The organism is Brachyspira pilosicoli P43/6/78 (genome assembly GCF_000325665.1).
In the GTDB taxonomy this organism is placed as follows: Bacteria; Spirochaetota; Brachyspiria; order Brachyspirales; family Brachyspiraceae; genus Brachyspira; species Brachyspira pilosicoli.
Map to the genome: position 1 here is coordinate 1,214,921 of NC_019908.1, position 26,457 is coordinate 1,241,377.

Here is a 26,457-nt window from a genome sequence, read left to right on the forward strand (position 1 = left end):
AATCAATTTAATTCATATAATAAAAAGGACGTTTTTAAGATTTTAGAGGTTAATGTGTTTAAGAAGTTATCGCAAATAATAAATAATATTTTTAAAGAAAATAGTTTAATACTTAAATTTTTAATACCATATATAACTTTTATCATACTAATATGTATTGCTATATATTTCATTTATGCTCCGCAATATAGAGAGACATACATGACAAATAGCCAAGCTAATACAATACAATTAAAGAATATATTAGAAAATAATGTAGAAAACTTAATAGTTGAAATTAATGTACTTTCTGCATATTTAGAAAAAGAAGACAATAATGATAAGGCATTAGAAGTATTTCAAAATGTATTAAAAAATAATAATTATTTAGTTAATATATTTTATTCTGATGTTATACCATATAATGAAGGCGGTTTTTATATAAATGCCAATAATGAACCATTAGGAAACTACAATCCAATGACAACACAATGGTTTAAAGATGTTATGACAAATAACAAAATTATAACTGCTACACCATATATAAAAAATAATAAAACAATAGCATCTTTTGCAAAAGCTATATATAAAAATAATAGAGTATATGGTGTTTTATGGTTTGACATAGATTTTGACAAGTTTATACAATCTACAATAAATGAAAATAAAAAGTATGGATATAATATTTATATAATTAATGATGCCGGACTATATTTGTTTAATGCTGATAAAAATAGCATATTAAAAAATAATATATTCTCAAACCCTAACTTTACAGAAAATAAAAATAATATATTAAATAATAATACTTTTACATATATTAATACAAAGTTTACACATATATCATCAAAAATAAAAGATACAAATTGGATATTTGTAGCTGATATATCTAAAAAAGAACTTAATGCGATGTTTTACAAGCTTTACATATTAATTGTAGTAGTATTTATACTTCTTATAGGAATGGAGTCTGGACTTGTAATTTTAATAGCTAAACCGCTCTCTACTACATTAAACAATACTGTAAAAATAATAGAAACTATGTCTGATTGTAATTTTGATATAAAATTTAATGAAAAAGAATTAAATAAAAAAGATCAGGCTGGAGAATTGGTAAGAGCATTAAGTAAAATGCAAAAAACTTTGGGTAAAGTAATATACAATCTCACTAACTCAATAAATGAAATCAATAATTCAGTTAATTCCATAACAACTGCTAGTGTTAATTTATCTGACAGAGCTAATTCACAAGCAAGTGCATTAGAAGAACTAGCAAGCTCAATACAATCTGTATCAGCTTCATTAAAAGAAACAGCTGGCAGTGCCGGCGATGCTAAAAGAATGAGTGAAGAGGTATTTGAATCTACAAAAAGAGGTGTTGATGCTGTAGAGGATACTTCACACAATATGGAAGATATAGCAGAGTCTAGTAAAAAGGTTTCTGATATAACTAAAATAATTGAATCAATAGCTTTACAAACAAATATATTAGCCTTGAATGCATCTGTAGAAGCTGCACGTGCGGGAGAGCAAGGTAAAGGTTTTGCGGTTGTTGCTAATGAAGTTAGAAGTTTGGCAAATAATGTAGCTAATGCTGCTAAAGATATATCTGATATAATAAATGATACTGTTAGAAAAATTGAACTTGGAAGCACTTCGGTAAAAGCTTCATCATATATATTAAATCAAATAGAAAAATCTGTTAATGAAGTATCAAATTTGCTTGTTGGTATATCTAATGCTATTACAAATGAGGAAGAAAGTATATCACAAATAAACTCTGCGGTAGCGGAGCTTAATAATATAACTCAAGAAACTTCGGCTATAGCTGAACAGGGGGCTATAAACAGCAATAATGCTTTAGATAAAGCTCAAAATATTGTTGTAGAAGTTTCACAATTTAAATTTTGAGTTAAATTAATAAAAGAGGAAATATGATACTCACTTTGCTTTTTTCATTGGTAGGCGGTTTTGGGCCTTTTTATGTATGGACTTAAAGTGTTTTCTGATGGTCTTCAAGAAAGTACTGAAAACACATTAAAAGAAATACTTCACAAAGTTACTCAAAATAAAATATTAGGTATAGCTCTTGGTTTTTCAATTACTGCTATAGTACAGTCTAGTAGTGCTGTTACTGTAATGGCAGTTAGCTTTGTTAATGCGAACATATTAACTTTATCTCAAGCTATAAATATTATATTGGGTGCTAATATTGGTACTACTGTTACTGGTTGGATAATTTCATTAGATATAGATATTTTAGCATTACCTTCTTTGGGTATAGGTGCTATTATAGTAATATTTGCAAGCCAAAGCAGAAAGATAAAATTCTTCGGCGAAATATTAATGGGCTTTGGTATGATATTCTATGGGCTTATTTTAATGAAAATGGCTTTTGAGGGTGTAAGAGATTCTGAGAATTTTAAAAACTTATTTTTAATGGCAAATGCATACACTCTTCAAGGAAGATTTATTTGTGTATTAATAGGAACTGTTGTAACTGCTATAATACAATCAAGTAGTGCTGCTTTAGGTGTTACTATTTCACTTGCTACTGTTGGTTTGATTGACTACCCTACTGCTGTTGCTTTGATACTTGGTCAAAATATTGGTACTACTATAACTGCAGTACTTGCTACAATAGGTGCTTCTATTAATGCTAAAAGAGCTGCTTTGGTGCATTGTTTATTCAATATATTCGGTGTAATTTATATGTTCTTCCTATTCCCATACTATCTTAAACTTGTTGATTTTATAGTTGGATTTATGGTATCTGGAGGACCTGATTTAGTTGTTAATAATAATTATGTTAATATATCTTTCTATATTGCTGCTGCACACACGATTTTTAATATAGTAAACGTTATAGTATTCTTCTTCCTTACTGATAAGTTAGAATATATTGTTTGCCTAATTATTAAAGATAAAGACGGAGAAAAACATATTAGCTTATTATCTGACAGACTTTTACATATGCCTATTTCTGCTGAGATAGAAGTAAGAAAAGAAGTAGCATACATGGGAGAAATTGCTCAAAAAATGTTGTCAAGAATAGAACAATTATTTGACAGCCCAAGTGAAAAACTTCTTAATAAAATTCGCGACCATGAAAAAATGCTGGATAATACAGACAATGAAATACATACATTCTTGCTTAAACTTCTAGGAAAAAGCACACTCAACTCTGCTGATATTGCTTCTCTAATTAATATTAGTACATACTACGAAAACTTAGGCGATAATTTGAAAGATTTGGGTAAAGCCATTATTAAGGGAAATGAGAAAAAAACTTTATTTAATGAAATACAAAGGAAAGATATACTTCAAATGCTTCATAACAATAAAGAGTTTATAGATTATTTATCAACTCTAATACTTAATAATTATTCTATAAACAAAGAAAAAACTTATGAAGAAGCTATGGAGAAATATCATCAAATAAAAGGTTTCTATTATGAAGCAAGACAAAGGCATTATGATAATGTTGATAAATCTTTAATACCAGCATTAAATGCCCATTTATACGGAGATGTACTTGTTTATTTTAACCGCTCTATTTCAAACTTGGTTAATATAGTAGAGGCTATTACTGGAAAAGATAAATAATTTTAAAAACTATTATTTAAAAGGGCAATCTGTATAATGATCATTAATAATACCTATAGCTTCTAAGTAGCTGTATATTATAATGCTTCCTACAAACTTAAAGCCTCTTTTTATTAAATCTTTGCTTACAGTTTTTGAAAGTTCATTTTCTGCTGGAAGTGCATCATCATAATTTAGTTTATTATATAAAACTTCATTATTTGTAAAATGCCATATATATTTATCGAAGCTTCCAAACTCTTTTTGAACTTCTATGAATTTCTTTGCATTTATTATCATGGCTTCTATTTTTCTTTTGTTTCTAATAATAGCTTTATTTTCTAAAAGAGATGCAATTTTTTTTTCATCGTAATTAGATATTTTTTTATAATCAAAATTGTCAAAAGCTTCTCTCATAGCTTCTCTTTTATTTAATACACATCTCCAACTTAAACCAGCCTGCATATTTTCAAGTATAAGCATTTCAAATAATTTTATTTCATCATGACAAACCTTACACCATTCATCATTATGATATTTTATTTCTATATCGGTTTTAGCCCATTTGCATATTTTTTTCATTTTATAACCTACTTCGTATAACACTAAAAATTTTTTAAATTATTAATTTTTTATTGTTCTTTTTCCCGCCGCAAAAAGAACCAAAAAGTGCAAATATTTTTACTTTATATATTGTAATATTTATAAAATCTAAATAATAGCCGTGTTTTTATATAAAAATACTGCTCTTAGATAAGCACGAACCATGCTTAGGAAAGCCACCATAAACAAAAAACTTGAAAATTTTTTCTTTTAACAAAATATAGTTGTTTATATATAGCTAAAAATTGTAAAAAACTATCTCTTTCACTTATTCTATATTTATATCACATTCATAATAATCTGTTTTTATATTATAATTTCCATTATCCAATTTTAATTCATAACTCTCTTTATCACCCCAAATATTAATTATCTCCTCTTTGTTTTTATGTATGATACAATATTTTTTTATATCTCTAATATTTAAATAATATTCGTTTTCGTATTTACTTATTTCTATGTTTTTATAAATATAAGTTTTTTCAGTATCATTCTCTCCCCTACTTAAAAGAGGTGTTAATATAGAAAAATAATTAAAACTCTCAATTATTCCATTTTTTATTTTAATAGAAGCCTTATTAATAGATTTCTCAAACATATTAGAATCTTCTATATTCTCCATTACAAATAAATCAAACCTCAAACTATTAACTCTATTTTGAATATCAATATCATTTTCAAGTAATGATAAAAATTCTTTGGAAACCTCTAAACCGCTTACATACTTTATAATTTCTTCTTCATATTTTTGAAGTTTATCATCATTATTATTCATAGCTTAAAACTTTCCTTTAATTGATTTTTTATCTTTTTTATAATCTTTGTAACAGCATTAACAGTGATATCAAAAAGTTTAGATAAAAAGTCATAGCTAACAGTAACCTTAATAGACTGCAATTTTTTTATTCTCTGTTGTTTTTTGCTAGCCAAATGTATAGTAAAAATTCCTTTTCTATTATTTTCTGCTATTTGTAAATTGATACTGGCTATAGAATCTTGAAGCTTTATTATATCATTATATTTATGTATATAAGTAGCTCTTGCTTTTTCAATAATAGAATATGCCTCTTCATAAGAAATATTAAAATAGTTCATTAATGGTTTTGAAACAAGATTTATAAATAGCTCCAAATTATGCATAAAAAATGTTAGAGAATCTCTAGCATTAAAAATACTCTCTACATAATCAAACATCTTCAAGCTAATATTTTCTATATCATCAGTACTATCTACATAATCGCTTAAAGAATAAGTTTTTGTGTCATACAATACATCATGCAAAGTATAAGCTTCCCTATTACAAAGCGGAGCATCTATAGAAACTTCTTCTACGTTATTATATTTTTCTTTTCTTTTTTTATAATCAACATAATTTAAATAACTATTTCTTAATGTATAAGTAAACCAAGTAATAAACTTCACTTCAGTCTCATTATATTTTAGTATAATATTTTCTATTCTCTCCATATAGTAGCAATAAAAATCTAAAGCACTTTCATGATTAACACCAAAAGCCTTTCTCGGATAATTATAAATATATCTAGATAAATGTTCATTAATATCTTTTAATGTAATTGTACTTCTAGTAGCTTTATAAATAGATATATTTTTCTTTATATAGTCATCATCAATAAGAAACATTTTATTATTCAATCCTCTGCCTCAAGTAAAATATTATAAAACTTCTCTCTCATTTTCTCATCTTCTATATTGGATTCTTTTATAGTTTCATCTGCCCATCTTTTATGCTCTTCAGTAACAGTTTTTTTTACATAGTTTTTTTTAGTATTATTGTCAAAATTATTGTTATTAATATCATCTATTCTTGTAACAAGATTATAAACTACAATATTAGTTTCGTTTTTTATATTATTAAATATTTTTATTTTATTCATCATAATCTCATTAGCCCATACACTATCTATAACATTAACACTTAAAATGCCATTTCTAAAAAATGAAGGATAGCATATTTTAGATAAAACATCTCCCATAATTATATTCCACTTATTAGCAATTTTTAAATATGAATATAAATTACTATTTTTTTTATTTGAATATTCATTTAATATGTCTATAATCTCTTTCATAAATATTATTGATTCGTAGTACTTGAATTAGTATCATTAGTATTTACTGTACTATTAGTATTAATGATATTATTTGTATATATATTATTAGTAATAACAGTTTGATTTGTATTTTCAATAGGGTTTATTAAATTAACTTCTGTATCCTCATTATGAGCAGTTTCAACAGTATTAACAACTTTAATATCTTCGTTTGTATATCCTAAATAATTTTTAACTCTATTTATAGATTCAGCCACATTTCTATAAGTTTTATCTATATTATAAACATCTTCATAAATCTTTAGAGCAGATACATAATTTTTATCTCTCTCATAAGTAGCAGCCAAATTAATCATATATACAATATTATTAGTGCTATATATATTAGCCTTTAAGAAAGATGCTTCAGCTAATTTATAATCTTCAGTATAAAGATATAACAAACCTAAAAAATTGTTCATATAAGCATCATCAGGATTTAATATAAGAGAATGCCTTACAGGTTCAATAGCCTCATTAGTTTTACCCAATTTATATAAAGCATACCCCTTTTGAAAATAAAGCTTATGAGAAAATCTATTAACTATAATACCATCTCTTGCCACTCTAAGCATATTATTATAATCTTTCATATACATATATGCATTAGCAAGCATTTCATAATATTCTATTTTTAATATAGGTGTAGTTTTAATCTCTTCTTCTAACAATTCTGCAGCTTTCTTATAATTTTTAGCTCTATAAAGTCTATATGCATTATTAATATTAGAAGCATCATAGGTAAAACTTAAGCTAAAAAGAAGTAAAAATAAAATAAGTATTTTAATTTTCATCTTTTCTAAAACTTTGAAGCCTAAAATCATTAATCATAGCAGAAGCATAAGCTATAGTAGCATTATAAATATCTTCTTTATTTTTTCCTTTAAAAAAGGAATATACTCTCGGAGATTGAGAGCTAAGAGATTCAGGCAATATAACATTATTTTCAAAGCTATTTTTTAAAACCATCATTTTAATAGAGCTCATTTTATCAATAAAAGAATGTAATAAAAAACCAGCCTCTTTTAATATAAACTGTTCAAATCTGCTAGAATTATCACCCTTATCTAAAGCATATACATAATCGCTAAACATCTCTGGAATGCGTCTCTCGCCTATAGGAGTAACAAATCTTTGAAGTTTATTATCATAATCTTTCAAAGCAGTTTCTACTATATAATCACTAGCAGGACCGCTTGAAAAATATCTTACAACAGAAAAACATTCATATAACTCTCTAAAAGCACCATATAAATGCTGAAGTTCATAATCAGCTTTGTCATGCAATTTTGCTTCTGGATATTTTTCTACTGCATTTCTAAATTTCTCTATCATGTTATCAACTTTCTTCATAAAAGAGTTTTCTTTTGCTTTTTCTTCTTCAGCTTTCTTTCTTTGTGCCTCTTCTTCTTTTTGCATTAAAGTTGTTTTAATATCTTCTAATATCTTAATCTCCAATAATAAAAAACTAGATAAATCCTGTCTATTTTCTAAAGCCTCTCTATATCTACTATTAAAAGAATCAACATTATATATTCTAGCACCATATTTTTCAGCACCTTCAGCATAATCTTTTCTAATTTTTGCTAAAGTTGCATTAATTTCTTTATCACTTAAACCAGGCATATTATTAAAATCCCCTAATAATTTAATTATGAATTAATCAATATATTATACAATATTTAAAAAATAAATAAACAAAAAAAGGAAATTATTTTTCTATCATAATATTAAGTATCTCAACATCTGTAGCTTTCATGCCATCTTTAGCCATTCTTCCTATGCTGTCAATAGTAGCCTCAACATCATCTTTTACAAGTCCATCACCAGACTTAAATACTTTTCCATCTCTAGCCATATTAAAAGCAAGTATTCCGCAATCAATAGCCTCAGCAATCTTGGAAGCACAAGAAGATTTAGCTCCATCGCAAACCATTCCGCCTATAGTAGCTAAAGCATTAATTATAGTATCAGATATTTGTTTGTATGTAGCATCATGCAAATAAGCAATACCGGAAGCAGCACCAGTAGCAGCACATACAACCCCGCAAAATGCTGATAATTTACCTATATGTTTCTTTTGTAAGATAGCTATTAAGTTTGATAAAACTAAAGCCCTATATAATTTCTCTTCAGATACATTTAAATGAGATGCATATTCTATTACAGGAATAGAAGCAGTAATACCCTGATTTCCGCTTCCAGAATTTGTAACTACAGGCATAGCACATCCGCCCATACGAGCATCAGAACCTGCAGAAGCATAAGCTTTCGCTTTATTTCTTATGTCATTTTCTCCATAATATTTTAATAGTGTCTTTCCAATAGAAGCACCGTATTCATTATTAATACCTTCTTTGGATATAGCTGTATTCATATCTATTTGTCTTGATATTACATCTTTTATATCTTCTATTTTTACCTCATTAGCAAAAGTATATATATCTTTAACAGTGAGAGATTCTCTATCTGTATTAGAATCTGAAGAAGAATTATCATCAGATTTAAAAATTTCTTTACCATCTTTAATTATTTTTGTAATATTAGTGTGTCCGTTTCTTATTTCAACTACAGCATTAGATTTTTTATTTTTAGCTTCAATAATAATATATAAGTTTTCAACGTTCTCTATAAGCTCACATTTACAAAAATCTGTTTTAAGCAATATCTTTGTATTATCAATATCCTCTTGTTTAATACTGCTTAATACCTCAAGATTTTTACTAGCATCTCCTCCAACTATTCCTAAAACAGCCGCAACGTCTATTCCTTTTAATCCATTAGAATTAGGAACTGTAACCCCTTTAACATTCTTAATAATATTTCCGCTGCATTTCACAACAACAGATTCCGGCATATCTCCCAAAACTTCTCTAACTTTAGCTCCAGCAAAAGCTATAGCTATAGGTTCAGTACAACCCAAAGCAGGAACTAATTCCTCTTTTAAAATATTAATATAGTTATCATACAGCTTTTTATCCATTTTCTATTCCCCCGATTTTTTATACAACTTAAAGTATATATAGTTTTATATTAAAATCAATATGTTATTATATTATTACATTGCATAAAAATTGCAAATTTATGGCAAATAATATTACTACTTATAGTTATTAAATACAAAAAAATGTGATTTTTTATTTACTTATTGTGATTTTTGTATATATTAGTATTTATAAATATTTTTAAATATTTTAAGGAGTAAAAATGGAAAAAAAATTTAAAACTTGGATTAGTGCCTAGGCTGATTATCGGAATTTTGCTTGGTATATTTTTTGGACAGCAATTTATACCAGAAGTAATATCTAGAGTCATAGTAACGGCATCTGGTATATTTAGTTCTTATTTAAAATTTGTAATACCTTTGATGATAGTTTCTTATGTATCTATGGGTATAGCTGATTTGAAAGAAGGTTCAGGGTTCTTATTGCTTGTAACATGTATATTGGCTTATGGCTCTACATTAATTGCTGGCTCTGCATCATTCTTGGTGGCTTACAATTTATTTCCTAGCTTTATGAGTGCTGATGATATTCAGAGAATTGCTGATGCTGCTGGTAATTCTGTTACTCCTTATTTATCTATAACCGTAACACCTTTATTAGATACTTTAGCTGCTGTTTTATTTGCATTTATAATAGGACTTGGAATATCTACTATGAGAGGAAAAGAAATAGGAGAATATTTATACAATGTATTTAAAGAATTATCTACTATTATTGGTAAAGTTTTGCGTGTATCTATAATTCCTTTACTTCCTCTTTATATTTGTGGTACTTTTGTTGATATGACTAGATCTGGAAAAACTTTTGTAATATTAGGAATATTATGGAAAGTATTCTTAGTAGTTATTATTATGCATTTAATATATCTTCTAATAGCTTTCTTAGTATCTGGTACTATAGGAAAGAAAAATCCTTTTATGCTTATGAAGAACCAAATTGCAGGATATGCAACTGCTTTAGGTACACAATCATCTGCTGCTACTATACCTGTTAATTTACAATGTGCAGAAAAAGATGGTATATCTGAACAAATAAGAAATTTCGTAGTACCTCTTTGTGCTAATATTCACATGGCAGGCTCTATGATTACAATTACAGCATGTGCCACAGCAGTATGTTTGATGAATCAGATTCCTATTTCTTATAATACTATACTTCCATTTATTGCTATGCTTGGTATTGCTATGATAGCTTCTCCTGGTGCTCCTGGCGGTTCTATAATGACAGCTTTACCATTCCTTTATATGGTTGGTCTTGGCGGTCCTGACAGTCCTTTAAGTGCTATAATGGTTGCTTTATACATCACTCAAGACTCATTCGGTACTGCTTGTAATGTATCTGGTGATAATGCTTTAGGTGTTATAGTGGATACAATATATAAAAAGAAAGTTGTAAAAGCTTAAATATTAACTAAAAAAATTATAGCCGTCTATTATTTTTAGGCGGCTTTTTTATTTTTAATTAATTATTATTTATTTAATATTCTTTAATCTTCTTTGAAATCATATATAGAAGTTACTCCAAGAACTTTAGCTACCATATATGATATTATAGCTACTATCATGAGAGCAACAAAATTTGAAACAGAACTTGATATCTCTAATATTAATATACATACCATTATAGGTGTTCTTGTAATACCAGACATCATAGAAGTGATACCCAACACTATAAACAAATCTCCATACATAGCATATTCCGGAAAATAATGCACCAAAAAAATATCATACAAAGACCCTATAGAAGAGCCAAGAATAAAAGTAGGGAAAAATACTCCACCCACAGCTCCAGATGTAGAACATACTGATGTATAAAAGAGCTTAACAAATATAAGTATAAATAACATATGTATAGGAAACTTATCCATTACTATACTTCCTATAAGCAAATCTCCGCTTCCTAATACATAAGGGAAAAACATTATCATAATACCAGCAACTATAAAAGCAGGCACAGGACGTAATATATCATTTTTTATCTTCTGATAAAATTTACTAAATGTATTCATAAGTATATTTTGAAAAGAAGCAAGAAGTCCGCATATTAAACCTAAAGGAAGTAAAGATATATAATGTCTTACTTCAAGTATTCTAGGCAAATTAAAATTAAGTATCATAGATTGACCTAAAATATGCTCTATTACAAGTATAGAAAATATTGAAGAGAGTGCTATACAAACAAAAACTATATGATTTTTATTTTCTTTAAGCTCTTCAAAAGAGAAAGCAATTCCTGTAAATGGTGCACTAAAAGTTGCAGTCATACCAGCACAAGCACCAGCTATAATAAGATATCTTCTATATTTGGATATATGACTATAAAAATGTTTATGATAAAAAAGCCCAACAAGCGTGCCTATATGCATAGAAGGACCAGCTCTTCCAAGTGAAAGTCCGCTTGCAAAAGATATCATACTTCCAAAAAGTTTTAATGCTATTTCAACAACAATATTTTTTGGTTCATTAAGAGAAAGATAATATTTTATCTGCGGAACTCCAGCACCTCTTATCTGTGGATAATGTCTTAATATTAATCCTATAAGAGAGCCAAGAGAAATTAAAACTATAAACATTATTATAGGATAATACCATTTGCTAAGAATAAAATTTGAAACATAAAAGACATTAATGCTTAGTCTATATAATATCATTCTATAAAAAGACACTATAAAACCAACAGTAGCACCTATAAAAGATGAAAGTACATATAATTTGATATATTTAGCTTCAAAATTCGGTTTCATTTTATTATTTTTTTGATATTTTTATTTTATATCTTATTTTTTATTTGGAATTAAACTCTTTAAAGTCTTATATAAAGAAAATTAAACATTGAACCTAAAAGTTACAACATCACCCTCTTGCATAAGATACTGTTTACCCTCAAGTCTAATAGCACCAGCCTCTTTAGCCTTAACAAAACTTCCAAGCTCCAAAAGTTTATCACAGTTAATAACCTCAGCACTAATAAATCCCCTCTCAAAATCACTGTGTATAACTCCAGCAGCCTCTGGAGCATAAGCACCTTCTCTCACAGTCCAAGCCCTAGTTTCATCTTCTCCAGAAGTAAGGAATGTTAAAAGCTTTAATAATTTATGTCCTGCTTTAGTTAATCTCTCTACTCCAGATTCTTTAACACCTAAATCTGCTAAATAGCTTAATCTCTCCTCTTCGTCCAAATCCTGTAAATCTGCTTCTATTTTAGCACTGAAAGGTATAAGCTCTATATTTCTCTCTTTGGCATAATTTTGAAGTGTTACATAATGAGAATTTTTTTCTGGGTTAGCTAATTCATTTTCTGATAAATTAGCCCCTATCATCATGCTTTTTGATGTTAATAAAAATAATGGTTTTAATATATCTTTTTCTGAATCAGTTAAATCTAAACTAAATATTGGCTTAAAATTATTTAACTCTGGAAGTATTTTTTCAAGTAACGCAATCTCTTCTTCTACTGATTTTGCTTTGCTTCCTTTAGCAACCTTTTTTTGTCTCTCCATTCTAGCATTAAGTGTTTCAATATCTGCAAGCATAAGCTCTGTTAATATTATATCCAAATCTCTTAATGGATCAACCTCCCCTATATGAGTAATGTTTCCATCTTCAAATACACGCACAACATGGAGCACTGCATTTACTTCTCTAATATGCGAAAGGAATTTGTTTCCAAGCCCTTCACCTTTAGAAGCTCCCTTTACAAGTCCGGCAATATCAACAAATGTAGTAGTGTTATAAACTTTCTTTTTTGATTTAAAAAGATTTGCTAATTTATCTACTCTTTCATCTTTTATTATTGCAGTGGCTTCATTTTTATCTATAGTACAAAACGGATAATTAGCTGCCTCTGCATGAGCATTTGTTAGTGCATTAAAAAGTGTTGATTTTCCTACGTTTGGAAGTCCTACAATTCCTATAGATAAAGCCATATTATTATTTCCTTAAACTAATTTATTTAAAAAAATTGAAAACCTGAATTATTTTCTGTAATATTATATATTAAAAAATATTAATAACAAGCATATTAAAACTATAATCTTATATTATATTAAAAAATTTTATGTTCTTAAAGAAAATTATATCTCATGATTTTTATACATATAAAAGGTTATAGTATAATTTTTTATAAAATTCATACTATAAAATGTTTATTTATTAAAATAAAGGTATATAATTATGAAATATTGATATTAAATTAAGGACAAACATATGATATACAATATGTGGTATGGAGTATTAGACTCTAAAGAAGTAAAGAAAAACAAACCGCTCTTCGCTAAAAGATTAAATAAAAATCTAGTGTTCTGGAGAGATGAAAATAATAATATATGCTGTATAGAAGATAAATGCTGTCATAGAGGAGCTTCTCTTTCTCATGGAAAAGTATGCGGTAATAATATAGCATGCCCTTTTCATGGTTTTCAATTTAACAAAAACGGCAAAGTTGTAATGATTCCTGCTAATGGAAAAAATACTCAAGTTGATGAAAGATTTTTTGTTGAAAGCTATGAGGTGAGAGAGCTTTATGGTTTAATATGGTTATGGTATGGAGATAAAGATAAAATCAATGATAAAATAATGTTTCCTGATGATTTGGAAGATAAAAAGTTTTCTTACTCTACAATAAGAGATGAGTGGCATAATCATTATACAAGATGCATAGAAAATCAACTTGATGTAGTTCATGTAGCCTTTGTTCATTATAATACAATAGGCAAAGGAAATAAAACTTTAGTAAATGGTCCATTAGTTGAACTAAATGAAGATACTAATACATTAAAATTTTATGTAAATAATGTAATTGATAATGGACAAAAAGCATTAAGTGCATCAGAAATGAAAAAAGAAGATTTTAAATATTTTTTATATTTTTATTTTCCTAATATTTGGCAAAATTATATATTTGAAAAGATGAGAGTATTTGCCGCATTTGCTCCGGTTGATGATGAAAATACTGTTGTTTATATTAGATTTTATCAAAAAGTTGTAAATATACCAATAATAAAAAATATAGTAAACTTTATAGGTAAAAAATTCTCAGCTTATGTATTAAAACAAGATAAAGATGTTGTAAAAACTCAAAGCTCTAAAGAATCATATTTAGGAATGAAAGAAGAAAAACTAATACCAGGAGATATGCCTATAATAGCCTATAGAAGCCATAGAGATAAGCTAAAAAAATTAAATAATAAATAAAAAAGACTTGCAGATAATTTATAAAAAAATCCAACAAGTCTTTTATATATATTATAGAATCATATCAATTAGCTTTATTTTTTTTCTCTTTTTTGAACCTCTTATAATCTTTTACAAGTGAGGATACAAGCGGACTTAATGCTAATATACCAAGAAGGTTAGGTATTACCATAAGCCCATTAAAACAGTCAGCCAAAGACCACACCAAATCAACTTTAAGAGTAGAACCTATAAATATAAATACAACAACAACTAAAGCATATACTTTTGCAGCCTTCTGACCAAATAAATATTTAATATTCTGCTCGCCAAAGAAATACCAAGCAATAATTGTAGAGAATGCAAAGAATAGCAAACATAAAGCAATAAATATCACACCCACATGCCCAAATTTCATTTGAAAAGCACTCTGAGCCAAACCAATACCTTTTAAAGATTCAGATATTAAACTTGGAGATTCTAAGTTATAAACCTGATTTTCTAATATTCCAGAAGTAAGTATTACTAATGCAGTTAATGTTAATACTATAAAAGTAAAGAATACTCCCATCATAGCAACAACACCCTGCTCGCAAGGATGATCAACTTTAGCAATAGCATGAGCATGAGGAGTAGAACCCATACCAGCCTCATTTGAGAATAATCCTCTAGCTATACCAAAACGCATAGCCTGCTGTATTCCTATTCCTAAAGAACCTCCAATTATAGCCTCTGGATTAAATGCTGATACAAATATCATATAAAAAGCATGAGGCACTTTTGTTATATTTAAAAGTATTAATATAATAGCACCAAGAAGATAAGATATAGCCATAATAGGAACTATCTTCTCTGTAAATGAAGCTATTCTCTTAACACCGCCTAAAAATATAAATCCAGAAATAATAGCTACTATCACTCCTACAACTTTGTTATTAACAGGAAAAGAATTAGAAAAGGCAGATGATATAGAATTAGACTGCACCATATTTCCCATTATTCCCAAAGCCAAAATAATAAGAACAGCAAACAAACCAGCTAAAAATTTACCAAAAGCCCCTTTGTAAGCAGCCTGTATATAATAGGCAGGTCCTCCTATCACTTGACCATCTTTATAAGTTTTAAATTTCTGAGCTAATGTAGCTTCAGCAAATATTGTAGACATACCTAAAAAAGCAGATACCCACATCCAAAATATTGCCCCAGGTCCTCCAGAAACTAAAGCAGTAGCAGCCCCAGCCAAATTACCAGTACCAACCTGAGCAGCTATTGAAGTTGCTAAAGATTGGAAAGAACTCATACCATGCTCATCAGCAGCATTACCCTTTAAAGAAACAGAACCAAATGTTGACTTAAAGCTATCTTTAAACTCTCTTATCTGTATAAATCTTAATCGTATAGTAAAATAAAGCCCAGTACCGCATAAAAATATAAGTAATGTATAATCCCATAAAAATGAATTGATTCTTGAAACTAATTGTTCAATAAGATACATTATATCTCCTAATAATAAATGTAAAAATAATTACATTTATAAATAAATTAAAATACAAAAAATATTCTTAATAAATCTTTATAAATATTTTATCAAGAAAAATATATAAAAAATCATTTTATTATTTATTACTATAAATAATAAGAGTTATTTAGATGAAAAATGTCTGGAAAGTAATACTTGCCAGACATTTTATTAATAAATCAAATAATTATGTTTATTATTTTTTATTCAAATCATTATATTCTTTAAATAAAACACTAACAACACCACTCAAAGCTAAAAGACCTAAAAGGTTTGGTATAACCATTAAGCCGTTGAAAGTATCTACTAAAGCCCATACTAAATCAACTTTTAAAGTTGAACCTAAAAGTACAAAGCCAACAACTAAAATAGCATAAATCTTAGCAGCTTTAACACCAAATAAATATTTAATGTTTTGTTCACCAAAGAAATACCAACCTACTATAGTAGTGAAAGCAAAGAAGAATAAACATACAGCAACAAATATAACACCAAAGAAACCAAAACCCATTCTGAAAGCTTCTTGAGGTAAACCAACACCTTTTAATGCTTCAGGTATAAGAGCAGCTGATTCTAAAGGATATATTTTAGTTTGTAATATGTCAGAAGTTAATATAACTAAAGCAGTTAAAGTAACAACAACAAATGTATCAAAGAATACACCTATCATAGCAACAACACCTTGTTCACAAGGGTGTTTAACTTTAGCTAAAGCGTGAGCATGAGGAGTAGAACCCATACCAGCTTCGTTAGAGAATAAACCACGAGCAACACCAAAACGCATAGCTTGTTGTATACCTATACCTAATCCACCACCTATAACAGCTTGAGGATTAAAAGCAGCAGTAAATATTAAAGCTATAGAACTAGGAAGGTTTTTAATATTCATTATTATAATGATTACAGAACCAATGATATAGAATAAAGCCATTATAGGTACTATTTTTTCTGTAAATGAAGCTATTCTTCTTAAACCGCCAATAAAGATGAAAGCAGATATTATAGCACAAACTATACCAACATATATAGGTTTAATTTGAGGGAAAGCATTAACAAAAGCACCAGATATAGAGTTTGATTGAACCATATTACCCATAAAACCTAAAGCTAATATAATAAATATAGCAAATAAAGCAGCTAAAAATTTACCAAAAGCACCTTTATAAGCAGCAGTAATATAGTAAGCAGGTCCTCCTATAACATGGCCATCTTCAGTAGTAGTTTTATATTTTTGACCTAAAGAAGCCTCAACAAATATAGTAGCCATACCAAAGAAAGCAGACACCCACATCCAAAATATAGCACCAGGACCGCCGGCAATTAAAGCAGTAGCAGCACCAGCTAAGTTACCAGTACCAACTTGAGCAGCAATTGCTGTTGCTAAAGATTGGAAAGAACTCATACCTTCTTTGTCAGCAGCTTTACCTTTTAAAGAAAGACTTCCAAAAGTTCTGTTCCAGCCATCTTTAAACTTTGCTATTTGTACGAATTTAAGTCTCAAAGTGAAATAAATTCCACTACCGCATAGCATGATTATCAATAGATAATCCCATAAAATGCTGTTTACCTTTGCTACTATGTTTGAAATAACATCCATAATAAACTCCTATAATTTTAATATATTAATAAAATAAAAAATGGAAACACTAGATATTATTTTTTATATCTAATGTTTCCATATTTTTAACTAGTAAAAAAGTTACTATAATTATTCTTTGCAGCAGACAATCTTAACCTAAGATATAAATCCGCCTTTTCTCAAAATATTTTCTGCATTTTCTTTATTTTTATCACTAACCAATATGATAGGTCCAGTACAACCCATACCAGACTCAGCATATATACCATTTTCCATAACTAACTCTACAGCCGCATCCAAGTCCATAACCTCAACGCCAGGAATCTGAGCAGTTACAACTTCTTTAGCAACAGTAGGTTTAGCTTTTTCAGTAACTGAAGAAGCCTTAGGTTTTAAGCTTTCTAATATAGCATCAAAACCATATTTTTTTACTTCCTCTTCTTCTTTGTTCATAACATCTATTATATTGCCGCTAATACACTGATAAGCATACTCAATAGCACCAGCAATAACATTAGAACCAGAAGCTCTAGAAATAATGAATATTGGAGTTTTAAATCCAAATCCTATACCAGGACCATATCCATAACCTATAGCCTCATAGCTTCCGCCGCTATTGAATGATGAGAACATTTTTATAAGAATGTTTCCAGTAAGAGAATCGCAAACTACAACATCAACAGCACCAGTAATAAGGTCATTACCTCTTAATACCGCACCGCCGTCAGCACGATTAGAAGAACCGAATTTAATATTGTAGCCATTAGAAGCAAGCTCTTTTAAAGCTCTCTCAACAGTACGAGCAGAGTCAATATTTAATATACCAACAGTAGGCTCTTTTATACCGCAAGCTTTAGCTGTGATAATACCATAAATGGCATTTTTAAACATAGCCTGGTCTCTAACAGTAGCAGAAGTACCAGTAGTAGTAGCAATAAAAGTTTCTTTACCATTAGCCTGAGAAATAACTCTTCCAACAGTTGATACTCCTATAGGGAAAGGATAATGCATAGTAACACAAGCATCTAACTCTCCTTTAGCAAGCATCTCTTCCATTATTTTATGAGCTTTTTCATCGCAATCAGTTTCTATTGTTTGAAGACCAGTAGAGTTTTTTTCACCAATCAAAACAACTTCAACATTTTTGTTTCTCTTCATAGCTATTACGCCGCCAAGAGATACAGCTTCTGCACCATGCTCAGAACCTCTATTTGTTATACCAACGCGAACCTTCTTACCAAATTGACCAGTTTCCAAAGCATTAGCAAGAGAGAGAAAAGTCTCCCCTATCATAGATTTTATAGCTGAATTAGAAGCATCACTCATATATAATACCTCCTTATTCACCTAACATGCTTTTAGCAAAATCTCTCATAGCATTAGCAATAAGTTTATTAACTTCTTCTTTAGAAACACCTTCGCCAGTGCCTTTATCACCATTATTTTTTTCTATAATAACAGATATACCATCAAAAAGGTTAGTCATTCTTCCTAAGAAAAGTGAACCTTTACCTATAAGCATTATGCGGTTAATTTTACCAGCCATAATGTCTTCAATAGCATAACCCAAATAAGGCACACCAGAAGGAATATGTCCTTGAGTAGGAGCCCAACCAGACATACCATGCTTTTCAACAAACTCTGCTAATTGACTTCTCTCAATATCACCCTTCTTAACACCAATAGCAGCTATCATTTTGTAATTAGCCTCAGGTACATCACCAGCACCAGCAGGTTTAGTAACATCAGGGTTTTGCATCTCAACAGTATATTTATCTATATCAGTAACTTTTAAGTTTGCTTTTTCTAAAGGATTAACTACCAAAGAGTTCATAACAGCCTGAGGAGCAGAACCTGTAGCAACAGTGTGTCTTCCAAGTACATCAGTTCTAATAATTGGGTGTACTCCGTCATTTTCACTGATAAGTACAGCAAAAGCACCAAGTATATCTTCTATAATAGGAAGATTTTTAGTTACATGGCTTTTACCATTCATACCCAATTTAGCAGTAGCACCGCCTGCAACTATTACAACATTTTTATAAGAACCAGCTTTTACTAATGAAGCAGCTGTTACTAAAGCATGTGAAGGAGCAGCACAGAAACCTCTAATATCAAAACCAGTAGCATTTGGTATACCAGCAATTTCTGCAACACTCTTAGCAAAGTTACCGCCGCCTCTTTGGTTCATATCACCGCAAGCCTCTTCAGAACATTCTATTACTAAATCAATACTGCTAGGATCAACATTTTTCTTTCTAATAAGTTCTTTTAAAGCCATAACACCAGAAGCTTTAACTGCTAAGTTTTCAAAAATAACATGAGCACTCAAGTTAATATCAACATCATGAGCTCTTTTTACACAACCAACTAATTTTTCATTGAAGTATAAACCCTCAGCTTTTGGTAAGTTAATAACTATATTAGCATTACCAGCTGTTACTGTAGCATTAGCTGATACATCTGAATCTGCTAAAGACTGAGATGAACCGTCTCTACCAGCATATTCATCTGTGATAATACAAGTTTTAATTCCGAATGCTTCTGCTTTTCTGCAGTTCATTATTAAGTCAGCATCTGGGTTACCAAATCCTTCTTCAGAGATGATTACTGCATCTAATCCGAAATATTTAGCTAATTTTGATGCCCAATCTGATGAACGCATCTTATCTGCTAAGAATACGTTTTCATTTGTTATAATAACGCCCATAAAGTTAATATCTTTACCATGTTTTTCATATAAAGCTTTAATTACAGGGTTATTTAAGTGGTGATAAGTAGTGTTTTTATCGCAAGCTGATACACAGTTACCGCTTACAATAGCACCGTCCATAACTTCTGTTGGATAAATAAATGTTGGAACTATTTTCTTAGCATCAACACCATAAACATAAGTATCATGTAATAAGCCTTGTGTTTGAAGCATGTATACATAACCTACTTTTGGTAAATTAGGATACATTGCAGCTTGTTCAAATATAGGTTTAGTTTCATAAGTGAAAGTTTTGTCAGCTTTTACTTCTTTAGCCAATTGACCTAAATAAGTAGCAACTTTTAAACCTGCACCTCTTACAGCAGCTTCATAATCATGTTTTTCTAAATTGTCTACTGGCTCTATAACTAAACATAAATTATTAAGCTTAGAGAATGGTGTATAATCAGCACCAGGACCAGACATGTCAATGATACCTTCTTGGAAACCAACTATTTTACCACAAGTAACAACAGCAGCACCTTTCAATACATTAGTTTTACCCTCACCTACTGTATCTACTTTAGATATCATTCCAGGGAATACTCCGCCTTTGCCTTCTACTTTTACTCTAGGCTCTATAACATCTTTTACAGGTGTTATACGAACAGATTCTCCCGGACGAGCTACATCAATTTTTACACTTTTCAACTTGTCGTCTTCAAGTACCATCTTTGTAATCTCATCAACGTTTACATAGAGTACTCCATTCTCGACTTTTGAAATTTTGTCAAGTTTTATATCTTTAATATAAATCTCGCCTAACTCTAACTTCATATAGTCTCCTTTATATTTTTTTATTTTTATTTATAAATATAAGTTATAAGCAATAAAAAAAGAGCAGAAGCATATAAAAATATGCTGCCACTCTTAAATTTAAATAAAAACAATTTAATCCCTGATAAATTTATCCCTAGAAAAGCAAACAATGCAATAATACCGCTATAAATAGAATATTCATTCATTGCAACGCAAGAGATATTTTTTACTCAGCCTTTAAATTTTATCATATACAAATTGTTTCCTTTAATTAAATAATCTTAAATAATCAAGAATAATGTTCTTCTATATATTTGTTAGCAGAAATACCAGCTATAGCACCATCAGCTGTAGCAGTAATAACCTGTTTAAGCATTTTTGGTCTTAAATCTCCGCAAGCAAATACACCCTCAACATTTGTTTTCATCTCTTCATCTGTAATAATGAAACCGTCTTTCATTTCTACTTTACCTTCAAACAATTTTGTGAGAGGAACATAACCAACAAATATAAATACACCAAATGTGCCGTCTTCTTCATCTGCTTTATATTCATAAGTCTCACCTGTTTCATTATTTAAGAATATTGCAGACTCAACTATTCCATCACCTTTAAGCTCTAAAAGCTCAGTTCTAAATTTTATTTCAATTTTAGGATTAGCTTTAGCTTTTTCTTCTATAGAGTTAGCACAACGAACATAATCTTTTCTTACTATCAAAGTTACCTTTCTAGCAAATTTAGATAAGTACATAGCTTCTTCTACAGCAGTATCTCCTCCGCCTATACAGAAAACTTCCATACCTTCAAAGAAGTTAGCATCGCAAGTAGCACAATAAGAAACACCCTTACCAGTGTATTCTAATTCACCCTTACAACCTAATTTTCTAGGCTGAGCACCTGTAGCAATTATTACAGTCTTTGATGTATAAACTTCTCCGTCAGCAGTTTTAACTTCTTTAACCTTGCCGTCTAATTTCACATCAACTACTTCTTTATGCTCTATTTCAGCACCAAAAGCTTTAGCCTGTTCTATCATTTTACCAATAAGATTTTTAGGATGTCTTGCCTCTTCATCTGGCTCATAAAAACCAGGATAATTAGCAATCTCATCAGTAATACTAATCTGTCCGCCAAAACTAGCCTTCTCAAAAAGAATAGTCTTTAATCTAGCTCTAGCAGAATAAACTCCAGCAGCCAAACCAGATGGTCCGCCGCCTATTATAATACAATCATATAAATTACTCATACAAAATCTCCATTATTTGATACTACAAAATATTTTCTATTGCTCCAATAACTAATTTATAATCTATTAATCTAAAATCTTCATCAATTTCTTTTGTTAATTTTCTTCTTGGTTTATCCAAAAAGTTTTTTGTAAGCTCAATGGCATTCTCTATTAATTCTAGAGAATATAAATCCAATTCTGAACCTTTAGACAAAGCAACGCTTTTGTATGGAGTTTCATAAGGTTTTATACTACTAACTATAGGATGAGTTAATAATTGATAACCTGAATGTACGAAATCTCTAACTTTACAAAGAACTTCCATAAAATCTGAGTCTGACATATAAATTATTTCTGCATTCTTACTTCTTACTTGTTCAAAAATCTTTGGATTATTGGTTACAACAATACAATTCATACTCTATATAATATATATTATTTTCTTCATTTGTCAATATATTATTACATCATCATTCTATTTTTTTAAACAAAAAAGGCTTAAAAAACAAAATTACTATTTATAATATTACATCTTACAGTTATTTAAAACATAAATATGTATTTATTGTGAAATAAAAGAACTATAATAAAAATACCCTCTGCTTTATAGTGAAAACTAAAAAACAGAGGGTATTTTATAAACAAAAAGATTATCTTTTATTTGATAATTTCATTATAAAATAAATAACAGCTCCTACTACAAGACCGCCCAAACCAAATATAATTTTCTTTAAATCTGATTGTGATAATAACCACAAACTAACAACTATAGCAATTATAGGAATAACAGGTCCAAGAGGAAGAGTAAAACCTCTCTCCATATCTGGAGCTTTTTTTCTCATTACTGGCACTGCCAAACAAGTAGGAATATACTGAGCAAAACGTGATACTACACTAATAGCTGCTAATGTAGTGAAACTTCCTGTAAGTGTTACTAATGCTGTTAATACAACAGATATTATTACTGCTACATAAGGAACATCTTTAGAGTTTCTTTTTGAAATAAAGCTTGGAAGCTGATTTTCATCAGACATAGCAACACCCGCACGAGGAGTTAAAAATGAAGAAGCTACGTTAATACCGCCTATAGAAATCAAAGTACCAGCTGTTACCATAGCTCCAGCCCATTTACCCAAGAACTTTTCTGCTGCAGTGGCAACTGGTGTGCTTGTTGTTGCTAGAGAAGCTCCTAATATACCTATACTGTTTACCTGAATAAGTATATATATTATAGCTACTAATACCAAAACTACACATATAGCCAAAGGAACATTCTTTTTAGCATTATCCATGTCTCCTGCTGCAACACCTATAGATTCAAAACCTGTAAAAGCATAAAATATAAGTAAAGCAGCACTTCCAAATGTACCTTTTAATACAACTTCACCATTTTCAGCTACAGGATTTACAAAGTTTTCACCCTTTATAAAGAAAATACCAACTGTAACAAACAATATTAAAGGTATTAATTTACCTGTTGTTACTATATTGTTCATTATTTTAGATATTTTAACTCCCATGATGTTCATTATACCAAGTAAAACAAGTATGCTTATAGCAATAACTTTTTGAACTAAAGGATTTTGAGCTGGTGCCCAAACTGCTCCCAATGCTGTAGGAAATCCCATAGCCATAGCAGCCCAAGCAATTATACTTATAGCCCATTTCATTATACCAACTTCAAAGCCAACAAACTCGCCAAAAGCATCTTTTGCATAAAGATAAGGTCCGCCATTGTTTTTATACATTCCGCCCATTTCAGCAAAACATAATGCTATAGAAATAACTAAAAAAGCATCAAAGATAATTACCCCTATACTCATAACCCCAACTTCAGCATAAGCCTGATTGGGAAGCAAAAAAATACCAGTTCCAACTATAGCATTAATACCAAGTAATACTATACTAAAGAGCCCTAACTTATTACCCGACATAAAAAACTCCTTAAAAATATTTTTTAAAAAACAATATAAGAGGTAAACAATTATCTCTTACAAACAGATATCAATTTTTTGAAAATATTTAAAGCGAAATCATAATGAGAATGCATCATTTCTGGGTGAAATTGTACCCCAAATACAAAATTGCCGTTTTCAGTATACTCTACACTTTCAACTATACCATCTGTAGAATGACTTGTAGCAATTAAGCCTTTACCCAAATCTTTAATAGCTAAATGGTGAAAAGAATTAACTCTTAAACTATCCCCTACTATCTCTCTAATAATACTGCCTTCTTTAGTTGTAATATTATGTGTAGGTTCATAAGGCTTAGCAGATTGAGAATGTTTTATATAACAATCTTTTATAAAAGATAAATCCTGATATAAACTTCCGCCAAAAGCAACATTAATAATTTGACAGCCTCGGCATATACCAAGTATAGGTTTTTTCATTTCTAAAGCATATTTTATTATTTTTAATTCATGATTATCTCTTCTTGGAAATATTCTTCCAAGTTTAGAGTTAACTTCCTCTCCCCAATATATAGGGTCAATATCATATCCTCCAGAAAGAACAATTCCATCAACATTAGAAATTTGTGCTTTTATATCATCATCATCATCTATCATCGGAATAATAAATGGTATGCCGCCAGCTCTTGTAACAGAAAGTACATAATCATCGTTTACATAAGCTCTCTCATAACCCGAAAAAACTCCGTCATTTTCAATAGCCAATATACTGCCGCTTATACCTATAATAGGTTTCATAAAATACTCCGTTTTAATAATTTTATAGTTTTAATTTCAAGTATAGTAAAAAATAAATCATTTGTCCAAAAAAACTTATATAATTTATAATACAAAGATAGTATTTCTACTCAAAATAATATTCAAATGGTATTTTAATTTTATGAAACAAGAAGGCCTCAATATTTTAGATAACATAAAAACAAAAATAAAAGAAATAGAAAATGAACTTATAAACATAAGAAGACATATACATTCATATCCAGAATTAAGCAATCAAGAATTTAACACTATGGAGTTTATATCAAATTATTTAAACTTGCATGAAATAAAACATAAAACAAAAATAGCAAATACTGGAATTATAGCAGATATTTTGGGAGAAGATAAAAGTTTTACTATTGCATTTAGGGCAGATATGGACGCTTTGCCTATAGAGGATTTAAAACATTGCAGCTATGCATCAAAAAATAAAGGAGTCTGTCATGCTTGCGGACATGATGTACATACTGCAATAAATATGGGTATAGCAAGAATATTTTCAAACAAAGATAAAAACTTCATTCCTCCATGCAATATAAGACTAATATTTCAGCCTGCAGAAGAAACAACGGGCGGAGCTTCTAATATGATAAAAGAAAATGCCTTGCATAATGTTAATATCACTTATGCTCTTCATGTAGATGTAAATTCTAACGTAGGAAATATCAAAATAACTGACAGTATAGTTAATGCAAGCTGTTTAGATTTCAAAATAAAAATATACGGCAAAAAATCTCATGGAGCTAATCCTGCTGACGGAGTAGATGCTATAGTAGTATCAGCAAATATTATAAACGCCATACAAACTATCATAAGCAGAAGCACATATGTTGGAGAAAATGCAGTTATTACAATAGGCACTATTAATGGAGGAAAAGCTACAAATGTAATATGTGATTATGTGGAAATGACTGGAACTATTAGGGCATTAAGAGACACCACCATTAACAGCATAATAAATAAAATGAAAAAAATAATTAAAAACATAGCTATATCAATGGAAGCAGACGGAGAGTTTATAGAAACCACTTATTTTCCTGGATTAATTAACTGGAAAGAAGCTGCAAATATTATAAGAGAAAATGCTATAGATTTATTAGGAGAGAAAAACGTATTAAATATAAAACCGTCTTTAGGAGCTGAAGATTTTTCTTATTTTATATTAAATAAGCCAGGAGCATTTTTTAATCTTGGTGCTAGAAACAATAAAAAATCAATAACACCTAATGCACATAGCGGTTTGTTTGATGTAGATGAATCTTGCATTGCAATAGGGCTTACATTGCAAATAATGAATATATATAAAACCTACCTTCAAAGAGAAAATTTCCCAATGGGAATGCATAGATAATATAATATTTTATAAATAATAAAAAAAACTTATTGACAAGATTATATTATAAAATATAATCTTTCTAAAAAATCTATACTA

Annotated in this window: 22 protein-coding genes; 5 read left to right on the top strand and 17 right to left on the bottom strand. The window is 29.2% G+C overall.

All coding sequences use genetic code 11. The features are described 5' to 3' along the window. Window positions 1-54 precede the first annotated feature (54 nt). Both BPP43_RS05410 and BPP43_RS05415 read left to right on the top strand, forming a co-directional pair. The gene (locus tag BPP43_RS05410) at window positions 55-1,890 is read left to right on the top strand and encodes a methyl-accepting chemotaxis protein (protein WP_015274395.1); all 1,836 of its coding nucleotides are present in this window, start codon (window positions 55-57) and stop codon (window positions 1,888-1,890) included. Between the two features lie 72 nt (window positions 1,891-1,962). Next, window positions 1,963-3,585 (top strand): Na/Pi cotransporter family protein, encoded by a 1,623-nt coding sequence (locus BPP43_RS05415; protein WP_015274396.1) that lies wholly within the window; start codon window positions 1,963-1,965, stop codon window positions 3,583-3,585. 12 nt (window positions 3,586-3,597) lie between these two features. Here the strand turns inward: BPP43_RS05415 and BPP43_RS05420 are convergent, their stop codons facing one another. The 7 genes from BPP43_RS05420 to BPP43_RS05450 form a co-directional block, all read right to left on the bottom strand. After that, window positions 3,598-4,146: a DNA-3-methyladenine glycosylase I gene (locus BPP43_RS05420; protein WP_015274397.1), complete on the bottom strand. Its 549-nt coding sequence runs from the start codon at window positions 4,144-4,146 to the stop codon at window positions 3,598-3,600. A gap of 289 nt (window positions 4,147-4,435) precedes the next feature. After that, entirely contained in the window at window positions 4,436-4,942 is a 507-nt protein-coding gene (locus BPP43_RS05425; protein WP_015274398.1) for a hypothetical protein, read from the bottom strand. Continuing rightward, window positions 4,939-5,808 carry a hypothetical protein gene (locus BPP43_RS05430; protein WP_015274399.1) on the bottom strand — a complete coding sequence of 290 codons (870 nt, stop codon included), beginning with the start codon at window positions 5,806-5,808 and terminating at the stop codon, window positions 4,939-4,941. The genes BPP43_RS05425 and BPP43_RS05430 overlap by 4 nt, the downstream gene beginning before the upstream one ends. A gap of 8 nt (window positions 5,809-5,816) precedes the next feature. Next, entirely contained in the window at window positions 5,817-6,257 is a 441-nt protein-coding gene (locus tag BPP43_RS05435) for a DciA family protein (RefSeq protein WP_014932648.1), read from the bottom strand. Window positions 6,258-6,262: 5 nt separating this feature from the next. Beyond that, window positions 6,263-7,102 (bottom strand): tetratricopeptide repeat protein, encoded by an 840-nt coding sequence (locus BPP43_RS05440; protein WP_015274400.1) that lies wholly within the window; start codon window positions 7,100-7,102, stop codon window positions 6,263-6,265. After that, entirely contained in the window at window positions 7,062-7,904 is an 843-nt protein-coding gene (locus BPP43_RS05445) for a hypothetical protein (RefSeq protein ID WP_013244796.1), read from the bottom strand. The genes BPP43_RS05440 and BPP43_RS05445 overlap by 41 nt, the downstream gene beginning before the upstream one ends. Window positions 7,905-7,989: 85 nt before the next feature. Then, a complete protein-coding gene (locus tag BPP43_RS05450; protein WP_014935521.1) occupies window positions 7,990-9,261 on the bottom strand; it encodes an L-cysteine desulfidase family protein in 1,272 nt (423 codons plus the stop codon). A 252-nt stretch (window positions 9,262-9,513) separates the two neighbouring features. Between BPP43_RS05450 and BPP43_RS05455 the strand changes: the two genes are divergently transcribed. Continuing rightward, on the top strand, window positions 9,514-10,686 hold the full coding sequence (locus tag BPP43_RS05455) for a dicarboxylate/amino acid:cation symporter (RefSeq protein ID WP_041752817.1): 1,173 nt from the start codon (window positions 9,514-9,516) through the stop codon (window positions 10,684-10,686). 83 nt (window positions 10,687-10,769) lie between these two features. On the opposite strand, the gene BPP43_RS05460 is transcribed toward BPP43_RS05455, so the two are convergent. Both BPP43_RS05460 and ychF read right to left on the bottom strand, forming a co-directional pair. Continuing rightward, window positions 10,770-12,026, bottom strand: a complete 1,257-nt coding sequence (locus BPP43_RS05460) for a chloride channel protein (protein WP_013244793.1) — start codon at window positions 12,024-12,026, stop codon at window positions 10,770-10,772. Between the two features lie 81 nt (window positions 12,027-12,107). After that, on the bottom strand, window positions 12,108-13,208 hold the full coding sequence (ychF, locus tag BPP43_RS05465; protein ID WP_015274402.1) for a redox-regulated ATPase YchF: 1,101 nt from the start codon (window positions 13,206-13,208) through the stop codon (window positions 12,108-12,110). Window positions 13,209-13,488: 280 nt separating this feature from the next. Between ychF and BPP43_RS05470 the strand changes: the two genes are divergently transcribed. Beyond that, the gene (locus BPP43_RS05470; RefSeq protein WP_015274403.1) at window positions 13,489-14,475 is read left to right on the top strand and encodes a Rieske 2Fe-2S domain-containing protein; all 987 of its coding nucleotides are present in this window, start codon (window positions 13,489-13,491) and stop codon (window positions 14,473-14,475) included. Between the two features lie 64 nt (window positions 14,476-14,539). Here the strand turns inward: BPP43_RS05470 and BPP43_RS05475 are convergent, their stop codons facing one another. The 8 genes from BPP43_RS05475 to BPP43_RS05515 all read right to left on the bottom strand — a co-directional run bounded on the left by BPP43_RS05475 (window position 14,540) and on the right by BPP43_RS05515 (window position 25,004). After that, on the bottom strand, window positions 14,540-15,949 hold the full coding sequence (locus tag BPP43_RS05475) for an alanine/glycine:cation symporter family protein (RefSeq protein WP_014932641.1): 1,410 nt from the start codon (window positions 15,947-15,949) through the stop codon (window positions 14,540-14,542). Between the two features lie 220 nt (window positions 15,950-16,169). Then, window positions 16,170-17,570, bottom strand: a complete 1,401-nt coding sequence (locus tag BPP43_RS05480; protein ID WP_015274404.1) for an alanine/glycine:cation symporter family protein — start codon at window positions 17,568-17,570, stop codon at window positions 16,170-16,172. Between the two features lie 138 nt (window positions 17,571-17,708). After that, window positions 17,709-18,878, bottom strand: coding sequence for a glycine/sarcosine/betaine reductase complex component C subunit alpha (gene grdD, locus BPP43_RS05485; RefSeq protein WP_013244786.1), 1,170 nt, complete (start codon window positions 18,876-18,878; stop codon window positions 17,709-17,711). Window positions 18,879-18,891: 13 nt separating this feature from the next. After that, window positions 18,892-21,081 (bottom strand): glycine/sarcosine/betaine reductase complex component C subunit beta, encoded by a 2,190-nt coding sequence (gene grdC / locus BPP43_RS12555; protein WP_015274405.1) that lies wholly within the window; start codon window positions 21,079-21,081, stop codon window positions 18,892-18,894. Window positions 21,082-21,352: 271 nt separating this feature from the next. Next, window positions 21,353-22,309: an NAD(P)/FAD-dependent oxidoreductase gene (locus BPP43_RS05500; protein ID WP_013244781.1), complete on the bottom strand. Its 957-nt coding sequence runs from the start codon at window positions 22,307-22,309 to the stop codon at window positions 21,353-21,355. A 22-nt stretch (window positions 22,310-22,331) separates the two neighbouring features. Next, entirely contained in the window at window positions 22,332-22,709 is a 378-nt protein-coding gene (locus tag BPP43_RS05505; RefSeq protein WP_013244780.1) for a GrdX family protein, read from the bottom strand. Between the two features lie 232 nt (window positions 22,710-22,941). Continuing rightward, on the bottom strand, window positions 22,942-24,225 hold the full coding sequence (locus BPP43_RS05510; RefSeq protein ID WP_015274408.1) for an APC family permease: 1,284 nt from the start codon (window positions 24,223-24,225) through the stop codon (window positions 22,942-22,944). A 50-nt stretch (window positions 24,226-24,275) separates the two neighbouring features. Continuing rightward, entirely contained in the window at window positions 24,276-25,004 is a 729-nt protein-coding gene (locus tag BPP43_RS05515; protein ID WP_014935510.1) for a gamma-glutamyl-gamma-aminobutyrate hydrolase family protein, read from the bottom strand. A gap of 142 nt (window positions 25,005-25,146) precedes the next feature. Here BPP43_RS05515 and BPP43_RS05520 point away from each other — a divergent pair, with 142 nt between their 5' ends. Further along, window positions 25,147-26,376 (top strand): M20 metallopeptidase family protein, encoded by a 1,230-nt coding sequence (locus BPP43_RS05520; protein WP_013244777.1) that lies wholly within the window; start codon window positions 25,147-25,149, stop codon window positions 26,374-26,376. Window positions 26,377-26,457 lie beyond the last annotated feature (81 nt).

Bases quoted from the DNA above. Each gene is read 5' to 3' on its own strand.
- BPP43_RS05415 (WP_015274396.1), top strand. From the start codon at position 1,963: ATGTATGGACTTAAAGTGTTTTCTGATGGTCTTCAAGAAAGTACTGAA.
- BPP43_RS05420 (WP_015274397.1), bottom strand. From the start codon at position 4,146: ATGAAAAAAATATGCAAATGGGCTAAAACCGATATAGAAATAAAATAT.
- BPP43_RS05425 (WP_015274398.1), bottom strand. From the start codon at position 4,942: ATGAATAATAATGATGATAAACTTCAAAAATATGAAGAAGAAATTATA.
- BPP43_RS05430 (WP_015274399.1), bottom strand. From the start codon at position 5,808: ATGTTTCTTATTGATGATGACTATATAAAGAAAAATATATCTATTTAT.
- BPP43_RS05435 (WP_014932648.1), bottom strand. From the start codon at position 6,257: ATGAAAGAGATTATAGACATATTAAATGAATATTCAAATAAAAAAAAT.
- BPP43_RS05440 (WP_015274400.1), bottom strand. From the start codon at position 7,102: ATGATTTTAGGCTTCAAAGTTTTAGAAAAGATGAAAATTAAAATACTT.
- BPP43_RS05445 (WP_013244796.1), bottom strand. From the start codon at position 7,904: ATGCCTGGTTTAAGTGATAAAGAAATTAATGCAACTTTAGCAAAAATT.
- BPP43_RS05450 (WP_014935521.1), bottom strand. From the start codon at position 9,261: ATGGATAAAAAGCTGTATGATAACTATATTAATATTTTAAAAGAGGAA.
- BPP43_RS05460 (WP_013244793.1), bottom strand. From the start codon at position 12,026: ATGAAACCGAATTTTGAAGCTAAATATATCAAATTATATGTACTTTCA.
- ychF (WP_015274402.1), bottom strand. From the start codon at position 13,208: ATGGCTTTATCTATAGGAATTGTAGGACTTCCAAACGTAGGAAAATCA.
- BPP43_RS05470 (WP_015274403.1), top strand. From the start codon at position 13,489: ATGATATACAATATGTGGTATGGAGTATTAGACTCTAAAGAAGTAAAG.
- BPP43_RS05475 (WP_014932641.1), bottom strand. From the start codon at position 15,949: ATGTATCTTATTGAACAATTAGTTTCAAGAATCAATTCATTTTTATGG.
- BPP43_RS05480 (WP_015274404.1), bottom strand. From the start codon at position 17,570: ATGGATGTTATTTCAAACATAGTAGCAAAGGTAAACAGCATTTTATGG.
- grdD (WP_013244786.1), bottom strand. From the start codon at position 18,878: ATGAGTGATGCTTCTAATTCAGCTATAAAATCTATGATAGGGGAGACT.
- grdC (WP_015274405.1), bottom strand. From the start codon at position 21,081: ATGAAGTTAGAGTTAGGCGAGATTTATATTAAAGATATAAAACTTGAC.
- BPP43_RS05500 (WP_013244781.1), bottom strand. From the start codon at position 22,309: ATGAGTAATTTATATGATTGTATTATAATAGGCGGCGGACCATCTGGT.
- BPP43_RS05505 (WP_013244780.1), bottom strand. From the start codon at position 22,709: ATGAATTGTATTGTTGTAACCAATAATCCAAAGATTTTTGAACAAGTA.
- BPP43_RS05510 (WP_015274408.1), bottom strand. From the start codon at position 24,225: ATGTCGGGTAATAAGTTAGGGCTCTTTAGTATAGTATTACTTGGTATT.
- BPP43_RS05515 (WP_014935510.1), bottom strand. From the start codon at position 25,004: ATGAAACCTATTATAGGTATAAGCGGCAGTATATTGGCTATTGAAAAT.
- BPP43_RS05520 (WP_013244777.1), top strand. From the start codon at position 25,147: ATGAAACAAGAAGGCCTCAATATTTTAGATAACATAAAAACAAAAATA.